This is a genomic window from Polynucleobacter parvulilacunae (assembly GCF_018881715.1).
Lineage (GTDB): Bacteria > Pseudomonadota > Gammaproteobacteria > Burkholderiales > Burkholderiaceae > Polynucleobacter > Polynucleobacter parvulilacunae.
On sequence record NZ_JACVPW010000013.1, the window covers coordinates 288,307 to 305,964 of the forward strand.

A 17,658-nucleotide genomic window follows, 5' to 3' on the forward strand; every position below is an offset into this window, starting at 1 on the left:
TCCCTTTATGAAATTTTTATTCGACCTATTCCCAATCATCCTCTTCTTTATTGCCTTTAAATTTGGTGATATTTACACCGCGACTATTGTTGCGATGGTTGCCACTATTGGACAAATTCTGTGGGTGTATTACCGCCACCGGAAAATAGACGCCATGCAATGGATCAGTTTAGTAATGATTCTAGTGTTTGGCAGTCTCACCATCTTTTTGCACGACAAAACATTCATCCAACTAAAACCTACTGCACTATATTGGCTCTTTTCAGGCGCCCTATTTATTAGTGCCCAGTTTTTTCAAAAAAACTGGATTCAAGTATTGATGGGCAAGCAGGTAACCCTCAAAGCCAAAAATGCTCACTCGGTTTGGCATAGTTTGAACATGGCATGGGCTCTTTTCTTTTTCTTCATGGGCGCACTTAATCTTTATATCGCTTTTGAATACTCTGAGGAAACCTGGGTTAACTTCAAATTATTTGGTAGTACAGGATTGCTGCTGGTGTTTGTCATTGCTCAGGGAATTTGGCTTTCAAAGCACATGGAGCATCCAAGCGAATGAATATCAATCAACAGAGAATGCTCGCATTTGATGTAGATCTTCGTAAAGCATTTGAAGTCCAGTCCTTAAAGATTGATGATGAAAGCCATCTACATGCCGGTCATGCTGGTGCAGCTTCTGGCGGCGGGCATTTTCGTCTAGAGATAGTTGCACCGGAGTTTAAGGGTTTAAACCTAGTAGCCCGCCATAGGGCTGTATATGGAGCCTTAAACCGCCATATACCCAAGGAGATTCATGCTCTTACTATTGTCGCTCTAGCCCCAGATGAAGTGGCAGGCTAAGGCTACCCTTAAAATAACCCTACCCTATTATTTAACAACCTAATTACCATGCTTAATACACGTCAAATTTTCTCCTTCAGCCTTCTCGGTGCTGCACTTCTCTCAGCAAATGTGATGGCTCAAAACGCTGTCATCGTTAACGGCAAGTCCATTCCAAAAGCCCAGTTAGATAAGTTGGTACAACGTTCTGGACAACCTGATAACCCACAGGTACGTGATCAAGCCCGCGAAATGCTAGTTACACGTGAATTGGTTTTGCAAGAAGCTGACAAGCGTGGTGTGATTCAAAAAGAAATGGTTCGCGAACAATTAGAGCAAGCGCGTATGGGTGTTTTGATTGGTGCCGTATTTGAAGACTACGTAGAAAAAGAAGGTGTTGCTGAAGCGGATCTCAAGGCTGCTTATGATTCTGTAAAAGCGCAATATACCGGCAAGGAATATCACGTCGAGCACATCTTGGTTGAGAAAGAATCTGATGCTAAAGCCATTACTGCTCAATTAAAAGCTGGCGCAAACTTTGAAGAAATTGCTAAAGCTAAATCATTAGATCCTGGTTCAGCTAAAAATGGCGGCGATCTTGGCTGGGTTAGCGATAAAGCCTTGGTTCCAGAGTTCTCCAAAGCCATGGTTCAACTGAAGAATGGTCAAATCACTGATAAGCCAGTGAAGTCACAATTTGGCTGGCACATTATTAAGGTGATTGATTCTCGGGACGTTAAAGCCCCGAGCATGGAAGAGTTGAAGGATCAATTAAAGCAAATGATCGTTGCTGATAAGAATTGGCAAAAGGCAAAGTTTTCAGAGATGATGCAAAAACTCCGCGCTAAGGCAAAGATTCAATAAAACACATTATTCGTTTTATCTGGCGGGATAGCGTCGCGGTCTGAGTTTCTGGATTGCCATGCCCGCCAGTCCACATGCAAATGCGGACATCACAAAAACATCTCTAGGCTGAGAAGCTTCCCATATCCAGCCAGCACATAGTCCACCAAGCGTTCCTCCAAGACCATAAGAGATCGTGGCCATGAGAGCCTGCCCCCTAGCTTGTACGGGACCTGTAAACCAACGTTGCAATAGTTTGGTGGCGGCACTATGATGCGCGGCAAAAGTACCGGCATGCATTAATTGCGCCACTATCAGTACAGATGTGAATGGCAAAAAGGCGATCAAAATAAATCGAATAACACCAACACCAAATGCAGCTTGCAGAATTACCTCGGCATCAACCCTGCTCAAGATTTTGCTCTGAAAATAGAAGAAAACCACTTCAGCAAATACTCCCAAAGCCCAAAATAGACCGATCTGAAATTTATCGTATCCCAGGTCGGCAAGATAGAGAGAATAAAAAACATACAAAGAGGCGTGTGCAAAAATCATGAAGAAGCCTGATACCAGGAACCACCTAACATCAGGGTTAAAGAGCACCACCATCAGTTCGCCCTTCACCATTTTGCGCCGCTCCATCCTCGGTTCATGCAAGCAAAAGGTAATTAAGGCCAAGCCAAGTAAAACGATTGTTCCCACGATTGGATATAACTCAATAGTCCTGCGTTGGAATAACTCCCCCGCTGCCAATACCATGGCAATAAAGCCAATAGAGCCCCATAGGCGCAAACGACCATAGCGCTTATCAAAGGAATTGTCTTTATATAAAGCATGAATAGTGGCGGATTCGCCAAGTGGCATCAGGCTGCTAAGGATGGTGTGTAAAACAAACATCCAAATAAAAAATCCAATGTAACTATGTAAAAAATAGATACATAAGAAAACAATTGCGGCGAGGCAGGCGCAGAATCGAATGATGCTAATGCGATTAGAAAGATAGTCTGATAACCAGCCCCAAGAGAACGGACCAACAATGCGGGTAATCTGTAGCATGGACATTAATGCAGCGATTTCTATAACGCTAAATCCGCGCTCTAAAAAAAAGAGACTGGCATACGGAGACACCAATCCAACATAAGCGAAATATAAAAAGAAAAAGGACCCGAAGGCCCAGCGAAGCGAAGGCGTCATCTAATAAACCAATTAATCGCGATATGCGCCTGGTTGTAAAGCCGGAATGGATGAAGCCCCTGAAACATCAGCGCATTGAGCACGGTGACGCAAGGCATGATCCATTAAAACCAATGCCAACATTGCTTCTGCAATCGGAGTGGCCCGAATGCCAACACAAGGGTCGTGCCGACCTTTAGTTTGAACAGTAATCGGCTTGCCATTCAAATCAATAGACTGCTTGGGGCTCATAATGCTCGAGGTTGGTTTGATGGCAATCGAAACACGTAAGTCTTGGCCGCTGCTAATGCCGCCCAGAGTACCGCCAGAGTTATTACTTGCAAAACCGTCGGGATGGAGCTCATCACCATGCTCGCTACCACGTTGAGCTACGGATTTAAAGCCAGCGCCAATTTCAACGCCCTTGACAGCATTAATACCCATCATGGCATGTGCAATATCGGCATCTAACTTATCAAATAAAGGCTCTCCCAAGCCAGTAGGAACATTGCGAGCTCTAACTTCGATGCGCGCACCGCAAGAGTCCCCTGCTTTGCGCAATTCGTCCATATAGCTTTCTAATTGCGGAATGATCTCGGCATTTGCGGCAAAGAATGGATTATTTTCAATTTGAGCAGCATCCTGAAATGGAATTTCAAGATCGCCCAATTGACTCATGTAGCCATAAAATTCAGTGCCATATTTTTCATGTAACCATTTTTTTGCAATCGCTGCTGCAGCTACAACGGGAGCAGTTAAACGTGCAGACGATCTTCCACCACCGCGCGGATCGCGAATGCCATATTTATTTTGGTATGCATAGTCAGCATGACCAGGTCGGAAGGTCTGCAGTATGTCGCCATAGTCTTGGCTACGCTGATCGGTATTGCGAATTAATAAGGCAATAGGTGTACCGGTAGTTTTACCTTCAAACACCCCGGAGAGGATCTCAACCTTGTCTTCTTCTTTACGCTGGGTAACATGACGTGATGTACCAGGTTTGCGGCGATCTAAGTCAAGCTGGATATCCGCCTCAGACAGCTCCATGCCCGGTGGGCAGCCATCGACAACAGCCCCTATTGCGGGACCGTGGGATTCACCAAAGGTGGTAACAGTAAAAAGGAGGCCTAAAGTATTTCCTGACATACCAACATTATGTCATTGGTCAGAAAATGAGGCTAGGAGATACTAAGAAGGTGCTTTTTCAGTATCTTCCGGCCAATCACGAATATAGGCCTTAAGCATCGTGTTTTCAAAGTCCTGGGCTTCAACTACGGATTTTGCTACGTCATAGAAGGAAATAACCCCCATCAGCATTTTTTGGTCCACTACCGGTAAATAACGGGCGTGGTCTACCAACATCATGCGACGGACTTCGTCGATCTCAGTTTCCATATTGCATGTCAAGGGCTTTTGATTCATTACAGAGCTCACTTGAAGGCCTTCAAGCTTGCCATGATGTTTAGCTAAGGCAGCAATAACTTCGCGGAAAGTCAGAATACCAACCAGCTTGTCGTATTCCATCACAACCAAAGAACCAATATCGTGCTCACTCATTACTAGCACCGCTGTTTGAAGTGCAGTATCAGGAGCCACTGTAAAAAGGGTGCTTCCTTTGACGCGTAATATGTCACGAACTTTCATTTGGTCTCCGTAAAACGATGCATTTATAACCCCAATATAGACTTAAGAACTCTTTGAATCAAGGGCTTAAACCCAAGATTTAGTAACGAATAACCCTAATGAAGCCACTTCGGATATCGGGTAAATTGGCTACCAAGACCGCCCCAGTCAAGGTAATCCACCAGGTTAAATAGATCCAGGTAAGGCCCAAAGGAAAGATGGCAAATGCTCCATATACGGTTTTATAAAAGGCCGTATTACTCAAGAAAATAGCAAACCCAAATTTCATTAATTCAAAGGCAAGCGCTGCCACCAATGCTCCAGTGAATGCATCACGCCACAATATCTTCGCGTATGGGAGGATTTTGTAGACCACGGCATACACCAAAATTGCAAGGCAAATCGGGGCAATTGTTGCAACTAATTTGAATCCAATTGAAACCGCACTAATCCACCCTTCTGATGCACTGAATAAAACACCGCTTAAGTAAATCCCGATACCTAGCAATATGGGCCCCAAGATTGTTGCGGCACTATATATGACAATTTTTTTATACAGCGGTCTGCTTAAGGTGACTTTAAAGATTTGATTAAAGGCGCCCTCAATTACTGCCAACGTCATGATCGTCGTAATGATCAAACCCGCCAAGCCTGCAAAGGTTAGTCCTCTGGCTTGGGATGAAAATTGATCTAGATAGATAAATACCTGCTGATTGATACCACCAGGCATATAGGTCTCAAGCAACCAAGATTTAAAAGCATTCTTAATTTGAATGACGCTGGGAAGATAGCCAATTAGGATAGTGGCTATAGTCACCATTGGAACCATGGATAAAGTGGTTGTAAAGGCTAAGCTAGCAGCGATTTGCTTCAAATTTTGGCCGCGATTGCGCTCCCAGATCTCTTTAGCCAGAGAGAGCCATAATTGGGGGTTGCGAATAAGGCGCATCGCCGTATCATAAGAGATGAATATGAGCCAACAAGATATTTTAGTTTTGTACTACTCCCGTTATGGTGCGACCAAGGATCTCGCGCGCCTTATTGCCGAAGGGATTGAGAGTGTTCCGGGGGTAAATGCACGCCTGAGAACGGTACCCGCAATTTCGGCCGTATGTGAGGCCACGGAATCGACGGTACCCCAAGATGGTGCGCCTTATGCCGAGTATTCTGATTTACAAGAATGTATTGGGCTGGCTTTAGGATCACCGACCCGCTTTGGCAATATGGCAGCCCCAATGAAATATTTCTGGGATGGAAGTTCTTCTGAATGGCTCAATGGCGCCTTGATTGGAAAGCCAGCCTGTGTTTTTACTAGTACCGGTAGCATGCATGGTGGGCAAGAAAGCACACTCATAACCATGATGATTCCCCTACTTCATCATGGCATGATGCTTATGGGCATTCCTTATAGCGAGCCTGATCTCATGTCTTCCAATACTGGAGGCAGCCCCTATGGCGTTACTCACCTTGCACATGCCGATGGGCGGGCACCAATCAGCCCTGAGGAGCAGCGTCTCGCAAAAGCGCAAGGTAAACGCTTAGCCGAAACTGCATTAAAACTTCATCAAAGCAAAGGATAGGCTGTCTCATATTCATCATGATGAAAAAGTTCCTAGAAAAAAATCCTTACCAACTAATTGCTACCGCAGCCTTCATCGATCTATTTATTCTTTGCGTCTCTTGGGAATGGTTTATCTCACCCCTTCGGCCTGGTGGCTCATGGTTAATCTTGAAGGGTCTTCCTCTCTTGTTTGCTATACCTGGGATATGGAAAGGCAAGGTTTACACCATGCAGTGGGCATCCATGCTGATATTGCTTTATGTCACCGAAGGCCTCGTACGCATTTTGGAAACAGGCACTAACTTTTGGCTTGCAGTTTTTGAGACGATTCTTTCTACGGTAGGTTTTGTTTGCCTGTTAATGTATTTGAAACCGATCAAGAAGGAAGCTAAGGCCCTTAAGAAGATGTCAGTAAAGTAAGTATGCAGAACTTCATTAATAACCTGTCTGCAGTGTTAGAGAAAAAATATATTCTTACCGCAGATGAGGATAAAGCACCCTTCTTGACCGATTGGCGAAAACGGTACACCGGAAAAGCACTTGCAGTGCTTCTGCCTGCTACCAGTGCTGAAGTTGCTGATATTGTGAAGTTGTGCTCTCAGCATCGGGTGGCGTTAGTTCCCCAAGGTGGTCATACTGGCTTCTGCGGGGGAGCTACTCCTGATACCAGCGGCAAGCAAATCATTCTCAATCTCAAGCGCATGAATCAGGTCCGAGAGATTGATATTGCCAATCAAACTATTACGCTTGAGGCTGGCTGCATCTTGCAGACCGTTCAAGAAAAAGCGGCGGAACAAGGATTTCTATTTCCGCTAAGTCTAGGTGCTGAAGGTAGCTGCATGATTGGTGGCAACTTAGCTACTAATGCAGGCGGCACGAATGTACTGCGCTACGGTAATGCGCGCGATCTCTGTTTGGGCCTAGAAGTAGTTACAGCCAAAGGCGAGATTTGGAATGGTATTAAAGGATTGCGCAAGGATAATACGGGCTACGATTTGAGAGATTTGTTTGTAGGATCCGAGGGGACTTTAGGCATCATCACCTTGGCAGTAATGAAGTTGTATCCACTTCCCATTTCTCAATGGACTACTTTGGTTGCCTGCGCAACAGTTGCAGACTCCATTGCACTTCTCAATCTGTTTCAAAAACGGGCAACGTCTTTATTGACTGGTTTTGAAATGATGACGCAAGAATCTTTGGATTTAAATGAAAAACACTTCCCTCAAATGGCAAATCCATTGCAAGGAAAACCTCCATTTACCGTACTCATTGAGTTGTCAGATCATGAGAGCGAAGACCACGTAAGACAACTCCTGGAAACTATTTTGGAAGAAGCTTTTGAATCCAAGTTGATTGGTGATGCGGTAATTGCTAGCAATTTAAGTCAAGCAAATGCGTTTTGGCATATGCGTGAGCACATCACTTTGGCCCAAGCCGAGGAAGGTGCAAACTTAAAACACGACATCACCATCCCCCTTTCATCCCTGGATAGCTTTATCCAAGAAACGGATGCTTTGATGAGGGCTAACTATCCAGGCGTCAGAATCATCAATTTTGGACATTTGGGGGACGGAAACCTGCACTACAACATTGCCCCACCCTTAGATGCTGACCCCAAATCATTTAATGAGGCCAATGAAAAGCCGATACATGAGCTTGTTTATGCCCAGGTTGAGCGTTGTAATGGCTCAATTTCGGCTGAACATGGGGTAGGACAGCTCAAATTGGACAACCTAAGGGCTCATAAGGGCGAAGTAGCCCACGAGCTCATGATGACCTTAAAAAGGGCCTTAGACCCCCAAAATATCCTTAATCCCCACAAAGTCGTCTCGATTTAAAAAAATTAAGGGTTTTTTAATAAATATTTTGTAATTTGTGTCATCTCGACCCCATTTACAGGCGTTGTATGGTCATGGAGGTGACAAATATGTCAACAAGACTCAAACGTTGGGCCCGTGCAATTCAAGAGATCGACTTGTCCAAAAGGACGCCTGAGGTCGCGATTGGCTACTTAGATAGCAAATATCGTGACATTGCTTGGCGCTATATCCGCATTCTTGGCTTTGAGCGCACTATCAGCTTCATGGCTAGCAATAATTTTCACCCAGAGTGATAGTTAAAACCCTAAATAATTGATTTATTTAGGGTTTTTTTCTAAGCCGCCTCTTTGCTTTTAGCCAAAGAATTTCTTGGCCTCTGCCAGCAGTAGTTCAGGGACCTCTTCGGGAATATAGTGCCCACTAGGAACGGCCATTCCTGAGACATCAAGGGCGACCTCTTTCCAGTCCTCAATTGGTTTAAAGCACTTATTTACTAGGCCATGCTCTCCCCATAGGACCTTTATGGGCATTTTCAGCCGCTTACCGGCAACACGATCCGCGCGATCGTGCATAAGATCAATAGTGGCCGCAGCACGATAGTCTTCACACATTGCATGCATGCTTTCAGAATTGCTAGCACCAGCTAAATATTCCGCCCACCGTTCTGGAGTAAATATTCCGGTGCCAGCATGTCTACCCATATGATTTTTTAACCAATACTCTGGGTTGGCGCCAATCATTGTTTCTGGAACTGGCTCTGGCTGAATCAGGAAGAACCAATGCAAATATCCCTTGGCGAACTCCATTGTGGTGTTGTCATACATCTTTAGGGTTGGTGAAATATCCAAGACCATTAAACGCAACACACCTTCAGGAAAGTCCATTGCTAAGCGATGAGAGACTCTTCCGCCCCTATCGTGACCAAGCAAGAAGAATTGATCAAACCCCAAACTCTTCATCAACGCATGCTGATCTGCTGCCATGGATCTTTTTGAATATGAAGAGTGATCTGCTTTTCCATGCGGCTTTGAGGAGGCGCCATATCCTCGCAAATCCGCAGCAACAACCGTAAATTGTTTTGCTAACTCCGGAGCCACCATGCTCCAGATTGCTTTAGTTTGTGGAAACCCATGGAGCAAAAGTAAAGGAGGACCATTACCGCCGATCAGGTAGGAGATCTCGATGGATCCATCTTCAGAGTCAGTGGTAAATTTTTTGGCTTCAAAGCCAGGGAAAGAAACAGACATCTTGCGCCTAATAAGAAAGAGCCTCCTAAGAGGCCCTTGATATTTAAATACTAACGATTCGCCATCGCCTGAATTTCAGCGACAGTCACATAGCCTTTATTTTCTGAATCAATATAACTAAAGTTGCTATAGATGCGAGGCATGCATCCATTGGCCTCTTCTTTCGTTAATTTACCATCACGATTGATATCGCATTTAGCAAAACGCTCAGTAATTTCTTTATCACGTGAGGCATCATCTGCATGAGCGACAAGCGGTACGAGCATCAGTGAATTTAAGCCAGAAAAGATAATTAACTTAGAAAGTAATTTCATGAGGGCTTCTTATTTGCCTGTTGGCGTTGGATTTGCAGACGTCTCTAATGCAGAGCGAACCACTTTCTTAGCCATTGCAACAAATGAGTCTGCTGATCCAGCATTGGTTCTAAAAGATTCGCCTTGAACAGTAATTAAACCCTCGCCTAACAATTGTTTGGATTGGCTGTCCGTAATCTTGCTCTCAACCAAAAGTGCTGGGGTTTTGGAATTTACACCACCTGCATAAGCAGCTGCATTCATAGCCAAACCAATTGGAGTGAAATTCCAAGGCTGCAAACTATCTGTTGAGCTCTCAGCGCCAGTGATGCCGACTGAAATACGTGCAACGCCTGGTCCTGGTTTAGTAACAATTCTAATATTTCCACGGGCATTTACTGCTTCAACCATGGACGCCTGTAACGCGGCCTTTGCTTTATTAATCACATCAAGACTGACATCTTTAGTGGCATTTTGGTTTAGATAAATTGGGTCAAGAATCACTGCTGTATAGGAACCCGGATTTATACCTGAAATTCGGTATCTCCAAACGCGTGTGTCCTTGTCATTTGTTGCCATCGGCACCAAAAGATTGTAGTCAGGCAAGAAACCTGATCTAGGCATTGATTCAGTAGCTAATTTAGGAGCATTGCTACATGCCGCCAAAGTGATTGCTGTAGCAAAAGAAGCCAACAATACGTTTATTTTTTTCATAGCTATTCCAAGGGTTTGGTTGAATTACTAAAGGGTAGTAATTACGTTAAGAGCATCATAACGATAACTAGCTAATCCGGTGCAGGACAAGGCAATGTTCCACCCGTTTTTTTGTGTATCTGCGGCTTGCAATTTACTGGTGTTGATACAGTTTTTGCCGAACTTGCTGCTGAAGTAGTTGAAACGCTCGATGAGCCTTGGGCTGAGGATGATGAACCTGGCGGGGTCAATGAAGTTGGGCTATTAGCTGCGGTTGATGCCTTTACTGGAGCCAAGCCAGCATCCCTATAAAACGCTTTATCAGAGCCAGGACATGGCATCAGTACACCTGTTTTTGGGTTCACAACATCTTTGCATTGCGGATTAGCTTCAAGACGGGCTTCTAGCTTTGCAACAGAACAGGCAGTTAATAAAGATGCATAGGCGAGAATTAAATGAAGTCTTGCTAAGTAGATTTTCATAGCTGCATTCTAAGTTAGAACGTGCGGTAGGAATCAATGCAATGCCTTCTGCTGGGGCACACTGGGGTGGGGGGGTTGGCCTGCCCAGCACGATTCGAACGTGCGACCTACGCCTTAGAAGGGCGTTGCTCTATCCAGCTGAGCTATAGGCAGTGTGTACTGGGACTGAAATACGTAAAACTAAGAGAAAGTGGTCGGAGTACAAGGATTCGAACCTTGGACCCCCTGCTCCCAAAGCAGGTGCGCTACCAGGCTGCGCTACACTCCGACGGAATCGATATTCTACACCGATAGCGCCATTGGAGGCAAATCCTGTAAGATTTGTCCCATGGTTGCCTATTTTTCAAGCAAATTAACAAAGCATATACATGCCGCATTTACTGTGGCATTGCTTGTTGTTTGCTTACTTGGCACCCATTGGATTGGCCTATCCCATAGCATTTCACATGGTGCCTCCCAAAGCCAAACACTAGAGAGCAAGGCGGCAAGTCATATAGATAAAAGTTTTAGCCATAGCTCTGACGTCTGTCACTTATTTGACGCTCTATCATTGGCTGGGTTTATACCAAATAGCGCTGCCAACCTTACCTCTTCGTTTTCAGGCTCTCTGACCCTAAACGTATTTGTTAATTCATTTACACCTAAATTAGAGGTCACCTCTTACCAGTCTCGCGCTCCTCCCACTTTCATCCTCTAAAACAATTGCGCTGCTTGCGCACTCTCGTTTTAATTAATCGCCATACCTTGGCCTATTTGGATGAATATGAATTTCTGCGGCAAACTTTTTACACGTCATTTTTTATTGGCATTAGCTATATTGCTGCCAATCAATCATGCATGGTCACAAAGCAATACGGAATCACTGCCTCAGCTAGATGTCACTGGCATCCGTGAGGGTCAAGGCCTTTTAGCACCTAATAAAGTATTAGCCGGGGATGAACTGCAAAACAAACTTTCCGGAACGCTTGGCGCCACTCTTGCAAATGAATTAGGTGTTTCTGCAACAGGTTATGGCGCAGGTTCCTCAAGACCTGTTATTCGAGGCCTAGAAGGTTCACGCGTTCAGATTCTGCAAAATGGATTATCTGCCGGGGATGTATCAAGCATTTCTGCCGATCACGCAGTTGCTAGCCCAATGCAAAATACCCATCAGATCGAGATTTTGCGTGGCGCCTCTGCCCTCCTATATGGCTCTGGATCCAGCGGTGGCTTAGTAAACGTTGTGAATGATCGCATTGTGACAACAATGCCTGATACGGTATCCGGCGCAGTCAATACAAGTTACGAGACAGTTAATCAGGGCAAGACTGCCAATATCGAGCTTGATGCACCTGCGGGTCCACTAGCACTGCATTTTGATACGGCAATTAGCAATTCAAATAACTATCGCATTCCAGGCTTTGCCGAACAAGGTGGACCAAATGCAAACTGGGCTATCAATCCCGGTGAGCCGGTGAACGTTCCCTACAGCGGCAAACTGCCCTTCTCTTTTAGCAATCAAAATAGCTTGGGATTAGGTGCAAGCTATGTACGTTCAGATGGATATACGGGCATCTCGTTAGAGCGCATGAATCATAACTATGGAATACCAACTGCTGAGGGTGGCTTTATTCAGCAGTCACAAAATCGTTATGACATTGCCCATCAGTCAAATGATCCATTTGCTGGTTTCAGTTCGGTAAAAATAAGCGCAGCCAATACAAATTACCAGCACACCGAATTTACCAATAATGGCGTGGCTTCAACCCAGTGGAATAACACTGCCAATGAAGCAAGATTAGAGTTGGCTCATAAAGAGTTACTGGGCTCAAAAGGAATTGTAGGGGCGCAACTTATTGGCTCCACTCTAAATGCTACGGATTTATCGACCAATAGCTATGCGATTGTTCCGCAAACTAAATCGAATTCAAGCGCCCTTTTCTTGGTTGAAGAAGGTCAATATGGCCCATTAAAAACAAGTCTGGGCGCTCGATATAACTATGCGACCCAAAACCCCAACTCTGCGACCCAGTTCCCCAGCGCATCAAGCCAGGACTTTGTTCCAACAAGCTACGGGGCCCCTACGCTAAAGAGTCGCCAATTTAATTTAATGTCCTATTCTGCTGGCGGCCTGGTTGAAGTTACCAAGGGCTATGGCATAGGCCTTGCTTACACCGCTTCACAACGGGCGCCATCAGCCCAAGAGCTCTACTCATATGGTCCTCATGATTCAACCGCGACATTTGATATTGGAAACTCAAACCTCGGCATTGAAACCTCTCATAATCTAGAGCTCAGTTTTCAGAAGACGCTGGGTTTGATCCGTAGTAAGGCGAGCATTTATAAAAACCAATTCAGCAACTTCATTTATGGCTTCTACACAGGTGCATATAGCCAGGCTAATCAAAATTTTTCAGTTGTTCAAGCTTCTCAAGCCAATGCCTCCATTCAAGGTGCAGAGGCAGAGCTTACTTACAACTGGAATGAAACTGGGGTTGGCGGGCGTTTATTTGGTGATGTTTCGCAAGGAACCTTTGCGTCAGGAGGCTATCTCCCATTGCAGCCAGCACCTCGCCTAGGAACAGAATTGGCTTATCAGCGAAATGGCTGGTTAACTAGTGCTAGCTACATCTACAGTTATCAACAAAATAAATTAGCAAACTGGGAGATCGGACCAACCCCTAGCTACAACCTAGTCAACGCAAATCTATCCTATACAGAACGTATTGGTAAGGTCAATTGGACCGGCTATCTTATATTGAAGAATCTGTTGAATGAAGAGATACGCTACGCTACCTCACCAATGGCGGTAAGGTTATATGCACCGCAACCAGGAAGGAGCTTAATGGTTGGTGTGCGAGCTGCTTTTTAGAGCTACTTAGGCGGTTGGAACTAAATCTGCAATGCTCTTAGCTGCATTCATTGCTACATCAGCGTCTTGAGTTTCAACCATAACACGCAACAAAGGCTCGGTGCCCGAAGCGCGTATTAGTACACGCCCAATATTTGCTAGATCTGTCTCGACTTTACTTATCTGGGTTGCTAGAGTTTTATCAGACCTCCAGTCATAGCCGGGTTTGAATTTCACATTCAATAGAACCTGAGGAAAAACTTTGACAGAATTCAATAGCTGAGCAAGACTCTTTTTGTTTTGGCTCATGGCCGCGAGAACTTGCAGTGCAGCTATCGTTCCATCGCCCGTAGAGTGTTGGTCGAGACAAAGTAGATGGCCCGAACCTTCTCCGCCGATAATCCAACCATTTTGTTTTAATAACTCCAGCACGTAACGATCACCAACATTGGCTCGCTCAAACCCAATCCCAAGCTCTCTGATCGCATTTTCAACTGCAAGATTTGTCATTAAAGTGCCAATTACACCACCAAGCTTTTGCCCTCTTTCTAAGCGGTCTTTAGCTAAGACGTAGAGTAATTCATCACCATTAAATAAGCGACCAGATGCATCAACCATTTGCAGGCGGTCAGCATCACCGTCTAAAGCAATGCCCAGATCCGCTTTTTCTTCTTTGACTTTGGCAATTAAGGCGGCCGGTGCAGTAGCACCACAACCATCGTTAATATTACGGCCATCAGGGCTAACGCCAATCGAAACAACCTCAGCGCCTAACTCATGAAAAACATGAGGGGCCGTGTGGTACGCGGCGCCATTGGCGCAATCAACAACCAGCTTTAATCCTTTTAGATTTAACTCGCCTGGAAAGGTTGATTTGCAAAATTCAATATAACGTCCAGCGGCATCATCCAATCGAAAAGCCTTTCCAAGCTCTCTCGAATTCACGCACCCCATCGGCTTTTCTAATTCTGCTTCAATGGCAAGCTCAAAGTCATCGGATAATTTATCCCCCTTTGCGGAGAAAAACTTAATACCGTTATCTTGATAAGGGTTATGCGATGCAGAGATCACCAAGCCAGCAGATAGGCGCAAGGCTTTGGTAAGGTAAGCAACACCTGGGGTTGGAATCGGACCACAAAGCATGACATCAACACCAGCCGCGGCAAATCCAGCCTCCAATGATGCCTCTAATAAATAACCTGAGACTCGTGTATCTTTTCCAATCAGAATCTTGCATCGTTCGCCAGGTTTGGCATCACGAACCAATACTTTTCCAGCGGCATAGCCTAAGCGAGTCATAAATTCAGGGACGATCGGGAACTTCCCCACCTCACCTCGAATGCCATCGGTACCAAAGTATTGTTTTTTCATAGATATCATTATAAAACTTAGATGTGTCACTAAGTGTTTACAGCCTCCCAGAGCTTTAGGGCATCGACAGTCTCAATCACATCATGCACCCGCACTATCTTTGCGCCTCGATCTGCTGCCATCACTGCCGCAGCAATACTGGCCGCTACGCGCTCATTTGTATCTTTACCAGTAACCTTACCCAGCATAGATTTACGAGAGATTCCCGCTAAGACCGGCAAACCCAGACTTGAAAAATCAGCAAAGTTCGCTAGCATCTTGAGGTTATGTTCTAAAGATTTACCAAATCCAAAGCCGGGATCTATAGCAATTCGATTGCCATCAATTCCTTTGGAAATCAATAGCTCAGTACGATCTTTTAGAAATTGCTTAACTTCAGCAATCACATCCTGATACTCAGGATTAAATTGCATCGTAATCGGGTCTCGCTGCATATGCATGAGTACCACGCCACAATTCTTACCTTCCAATACGGCATCAATTGAACCCTCTTGTCTAAGTGCCCAAATATCATTGACGCAATCTACTCCAGCACTTAACGCTTGACGCATAGTTTCGGATTTATACGTATCGATTGATAGCGGGATGCCACAATCTTTAAGTGCCTCTATTACCGGTAGTACCCTATCCAGCTCTTCCTGCTGGCCAACTGGCTCTGCACCAGGCCTGGTTGATTCACCGCCAATATCAATGAGGTCTACGCCATTGGCAATCATGCTCTCTGCATGAGCAACGGCATCATTTGGAGTTCTGAATATGCCACCATCAGAAAAGGAGTCTGGTGTTGCATTCAGAATGCCCATCACGATTGGGCGTTTGCGTTTAGCCAAGTCAAAAAGAAAACGCCCACAACGCCAAGTTGTGGGCATATCCGTATAACTTTGATTAGGTATCAAAGCGAAGCCATCTACCGCAATTATGCAGTCGCAGGAGCGCTACCAGTTGCTGGACCAGGCGTACCGGCAGAATTACCAAACTGGGTTGCCGGCGGTGGTTTAGGCGCTCTTGGTGGGCGACCTTCCATGATGTCAGTAATCTGTTCTGCATCAATGGTTTCCCATTCAAGCAAAGCAGCAACCATAGCCTCAACCTTATCGCGATTTTGCTCAAGGATTGATCGAGCCAAAGCGTATTGACTATCCACCAGCGCACGAATTTCTGCGTCTACTTTTTGCTGAGTTAACTCAGAAACGGTTTTAGTACTGTTACGGCCAAAAATACTTTCTGACTCAGTATCAACATAAACCATCGTGCCCAAGCTATCACTCATACCGTAGCGAGTCACCATATCACGGGCCATTTTAGTAGCACGCTCAAAATCATTAGATGCACCAGTACTCATAGAGTGCAAGAAAACCTCTTCTGCAGCACGGCCACCAAACAAAATTGCCAGCTCTTCCATCATGCGATCTTTATATAAGTTCACGCGATCAAACTCTGGTAACTGCCAAGTTACGCCTAAAGCCATGCCACGCGGCATGATAGTTACCTTATGTACTGGATCAGCCTTAGGAAGCACTTTAGCAACAACAGCGTGACCAGATTCGTGATACGCAGTGTTACGACGCTCTTCTTCACGCATTACAGCAGACTTGCGCTCTGGACCCATATAGATCTTGTCTTTAGCGTCTTCAAAGTCTTTCATGTCTACTGAGCGCTTATTACGACGAGCAGCAAACAATGCAGCTTCATTGACTAAGTTTGCTAAATCGGCACCAGAAAATCCTGGGGTGCCACGAGCCAACACGGCAGCGTTCACATCAGGATCAATAGGAACCTTGCGCATATGCACTTGTAAAATCTGCTCACGACCACGGATATCAGGCAAGCCAACATGAACCTGACGATCGAAGCGACCTGGACGCAATAACGCTTTATCTAAAACATCTGAACGGTTGGTTGCAGCAACAACGATTACACCGCTATTGCTTTCAAAACCATCCATCTCAACCAACATTTGATTGAGGGTTTGTTCGCGTTCATCATTGCCACCACCCATACCAGCACCACGATGACGTCCAACAGCATCGATCTCATCAATAAAGATGATGCAAGGTGAATTTTTCTTTGCGTTCTCAAACATATCGCGTACACGAGAAGCGCCAACACCAACAAACATCTCTACGAAGTCAGAACCAGATATAGAAAAGAAAGGTACTTTAGCTTCGCCCGCAATCGCACGCGCCAGCAAGGTCTTACCGGTACCAGGAGGACCTACAAGCAATACACCATGTGGGATGCGACCACCGAGCTTTTGAAACTTTTGAGGATCTTTTAAGAAATCAACAATCTCAAAGACCTCTTCCTTAGCTTCATCACATCCAGCAACATCTGCGAACGTAACTGTATTGCTGTTCTCGTCAATAAGACGAGCCTTAGATTTTCCAAAGGAGAATGCTCCGCCCTTACCGCCACCCTGCATTTGGCGCATCATGAAAAACCAAAAACCAATAATTAATAATGTAGGCCCAAGGTAGTACAAAGCTGAAACAAGCATATTGGGCTCATCATCAGCTTTACCGGTAACTTGAACGCCGTATTTCATAAGATCGCCAACCATCCAGATATCGCCTGGAGAGATGATGGAATATTTATTGCCATCCGCAGGAGTTACTTGCAATGTGCGGCCTTGCACATCAACACGCTTTACTTTGCCGGACTTGGCATCGTCCATAAATTGAGAATAGGTAACTTGTGTTTGGTCCTTGGGCTTATCAAACTGTTTAAAAACAGTAAAAAGCACCAAGCCCACAATGAGCCATACACCGATTTTTTGGAACATATTGCTGTTCAAAATGAGTCCTTTTCTGGATTGATCCAGGAGTTAAAGCGAAACGCTTCCTAAGTATTTGATTCTACTACCAGCCTTTTTCAAGGGCTAACGGCATATTTATTTAATAAAACCC

The 17,658-nt window shown here is 45.1% G+C and carries 19 protein-coding genes and 2 tRNA genes; 8 read left to right on the forward strand and 13 right to left on the reverse strand.

The window, feature by feature from the left end; genetic code table 11:
- Positions 1-7: 7 nt before the first annotated feature.
- From ICN18_RS09870 to ICN18_RS09880, 3 genes are read left to right on the forward strand one after another with little or no spacing between them, the layout of a single operon-like run.
- Positions 8-556: a septation protein A gene (locus ICN18_RS09870; RefSeq protein ID WP_216190331.1), complete on the forward strand. Its 549-nt coding sequence runs from the start codon at positions 8-10 to the stop codon at positions 554-556.
- Positions 553-837 carry a BolA family protein gene (locus ICN18_RS09875; protein WP_216190332.1) on the forward strand — a complete coding sequence of 95 codons (285 nt, stop codon included), beginning with the start codon at positions 553-555 and terminating at the stop codon, positions 835-837. Before ICN18_RS09870 ends, ICN18_RS09875 begins: the two co-directional genes overlap by 4 nt.
- Positions 838-885: 48 nt before the next feature.
- Positions 886-1,680 carry a peptidylprolyl isomerase gene (locus tag ICN18_RS09880; protein ID WP_216190333.1) on the forward strand — a complete coding sequence of 265 codons (795 nt, stop codon included), beginning with the start codon at positions 886-888 and terminating at the stop codon, positions 1,678-1,680.
- A gap of 15 nt (positions 1,681-1,695) precedes the next feature.
- Here ICN18_RS09880 and ICN18_RS09885 read toward each other — a convergent pair whose 3' ends face one another.
- From ICN18_RS09885 to ICN18_RS09900, 4 genes are all read right to left on the reverse strand, one after another.
- A complete protein-coding gene (locus tag ICN18_RS09885) occupies positions 1,696-2,853 on the reverse strand; it encodes an MFS transporter (RefSeq protein ID WP_216190334.1) in 1,158 nt (385 codons plus the stop codon).
- Between the two features lie 12 nt (positions 2,854-2,865).
- A complete protein-coding gene (aroC, locus tag ICN18_RS09890; RefSeq protein ID WP_216190335.1) occupies positions 2,866-3,978 on the reverse strand; it encodes a chorismate synthase in 1,113 nt (370 codons plus the stop codon).
- Positions 3,979-4,020: 42 nt separating this feature from the next.
- Positions 4,021-4,476: a CBS domain-containing protein gene (locus ICN18_RS09895; RefSeq protein ID WP_216190336.1), complete on the reverse strand. Its 456-nt coding sequence runs from the start codon at positions 4,474-4,476 to the stop codon at positions 4,021-4,023.
- A 79-nt stretch (positions 4,477-4,555) separates the two neighbouring features.
- Positions 4,556-5,404, reverse strand: coding sequence for a YihY family inner membrane protein (locus tag ICN18_RS09900; protein ID WP_216190337.1), 849 nt, complete (start codon positions 5,402-5,404; stop codon positions 4,556-4,558).
- Between the two features lie 22 nt (positions 5,405-5,426).
- Between ICN18_RS09900 and wrbA the strand changes: the two genes are divergently transcribed.
- The 4 genes from wrbA (at position 5,427) to ICN18_RS09920 (ending at position 8,129) form a co-directional block, all read left to right on the forward strand.
- Positions 5,427-6,035, forward strand: coding sequence for an NAD(P)H:quinone oxidoreductase (gene wrbA, locus ICN18_RS09905; protein ID WP_216190338.1), 609 nt, complete (start codon positions 5,427-5,429; stop codon positions 6,033-6,035).
- 17 nt (positions 6,036-6,052) lie between these two features.
- A complete protein-coding gene (locus tag ICN18_RS09910) occupies positions 6,053-6,436 on the forward strand; it encodes a DUF2069 domain-containing protein (RefSeq protein ID WP_216190339.1) in 384 nt (127 codons plus the stop codon).
- A 2-nt stretch (positions 6,437-6,438) separates the two neighbouring features.
- Entirely contained in the window at positions 6,439-7,854 is a 1,416-nt protein-coding gene (locus ICN18_RS09915) for an FAD-binding oxidoreductase (RefSeq protein WP_216190340.1), read from the forward strand.
- A gap of 89 nt (positions 7,855-7,943) precedes the next feature.
- Entirely contained in the window at positions 7,944-8,129 is a 186-nt protein-coding gene (locus tag ICN18_RS09920) for a hypothetical protein (RefSeq protein WP_087909997.1), read from the forward strand.
- 60 nt (positions 8,130-8,189) lie between these two features.
- Here the strand turns inward: ICN18_RS09920 and ICN18_RS09925 are convergent, their stop codons facing one another.
- From ICN18_RS09925 to ICN18_RS09950, 6 genes are all read right to left on the reverse strand, one after another.
- Positions 8,190-9,083, reverse strand: a complete 894-nt coding sequence (locus tag ICN18_RS09925; protein WP_216190341.1) for an alpha/beta hydrolase — start codon at positions 9,081-9,083, stop codon at positions 8,190-8,192.
- Between the two features lie 50 nt (positions 9,084-9,133).
- Positions 9,134-9,397, reverse strand: coding sequence for an EF-hand domain-containing protein (locus tag ICN18_RS09930; RefSeq protein WP_216190342.1), 264 nt, complete (start codon positions 9,395-9,397; stop codon positions 9,134-9,136).
- 9 nt (positions 9,398-9,406) lie between these two features.
- Positions 9,407-10,090: a DUF3313 domain-containing protein gene (locus tag ICN18_RS09935; RefSeq protein ID WP_216190344.1), complete on the reverse strand. Its 684-nt coding sequence runs from the start codon at positions 10,088-10,090 to the stop codon at positions 9,407-9,409.
- Positions 10,091-10,161: 71 nt separating this feature from the next.
- Positions 10,162-10,551, reverse strand: a complete 390-nt coding sequence (locus ICN18_RS09940; RefSeq protein ID WP_216190346.1) for a hypothetical protein — start codon at positions 10,549-10,551, stop codon at positions 10,162-10,164.
- 76 nt (positions 10,552-10,627) lie between these two features.
- Positions 10,628-10,704 (reverse strand) — tRNA-Arg (locus tag ICN18_RS09945).
- 38 nt (positions 10,705-10,742) lie between these two features.
- A tRNA-Pro gene (locus tag ICN18_RS09950) sits at positions 10,743-10,819 on the reverse strand.
- 489 nt (positions 10,820-11,308) lie between these two features.
- Between ICN18_RS09950 and ICN18_RS09955 the strand changes: the two genes are divergently transcribed.
- A complete protein-coding gene (locus tag ICN18_RS09955) occupies positions 11,309-13,402 on the forward strand; it encodes a TonB-dependent receptor (RefSeq protein WP_255532197.1) in 2,094 nt (697 codons plus the stop codon).
- A gap of 6 nt (positions 13,403-13,408) precedes the next feature.
- On the opposite strand, the gene glmM is transcribed toward ICN18_RS09955, so the two are convergent.
- From glmM to ftsH, 3 genes are read right to left on the reverse strand one after another with little or no spacing between them, the layout of a single operon-like run.
- Positions 13,409-14,752: a phosphoglucosamine mutase gene (gene glmM, locus ICN18_RS09960; RefSeq protein WP_216190348.1), complete on the reverse strand. Its 1,344-nt coding sequence runs from the start codon at positions 14,750-14,752 to the stop codon at positions 13,409-13,411.
- A gap of 29 nt (positions 14,753-14,781) precedes the next feature.
- Entirely contained in the window at positions 14,782-15,621 is an 840-nt protein-coding gene (folP, locus tag ICN18_RS09965) for a dihydropteroate synthase (RefSeq protein ID WP_216190350.1), read from the reverse strand.
- A 47-nt stretch (positions 15,622-15,668) separates the two neighbouring features.
- Positions 15,669-17,546 (reverse strand): ATP-dependent zinc metalloprotease FtsH, encoded by a 1,878-nt coding sequence (ftsH, locus tag ICN18_RS09970; protein WP_216190351.1) that lies wholly within the window; start codon positions 17,544-17,546, stop codon positions 15,669-15,671.
- Between the last annotated feature and the right edge of the window lie 112 nt (positions 17,547-17,658).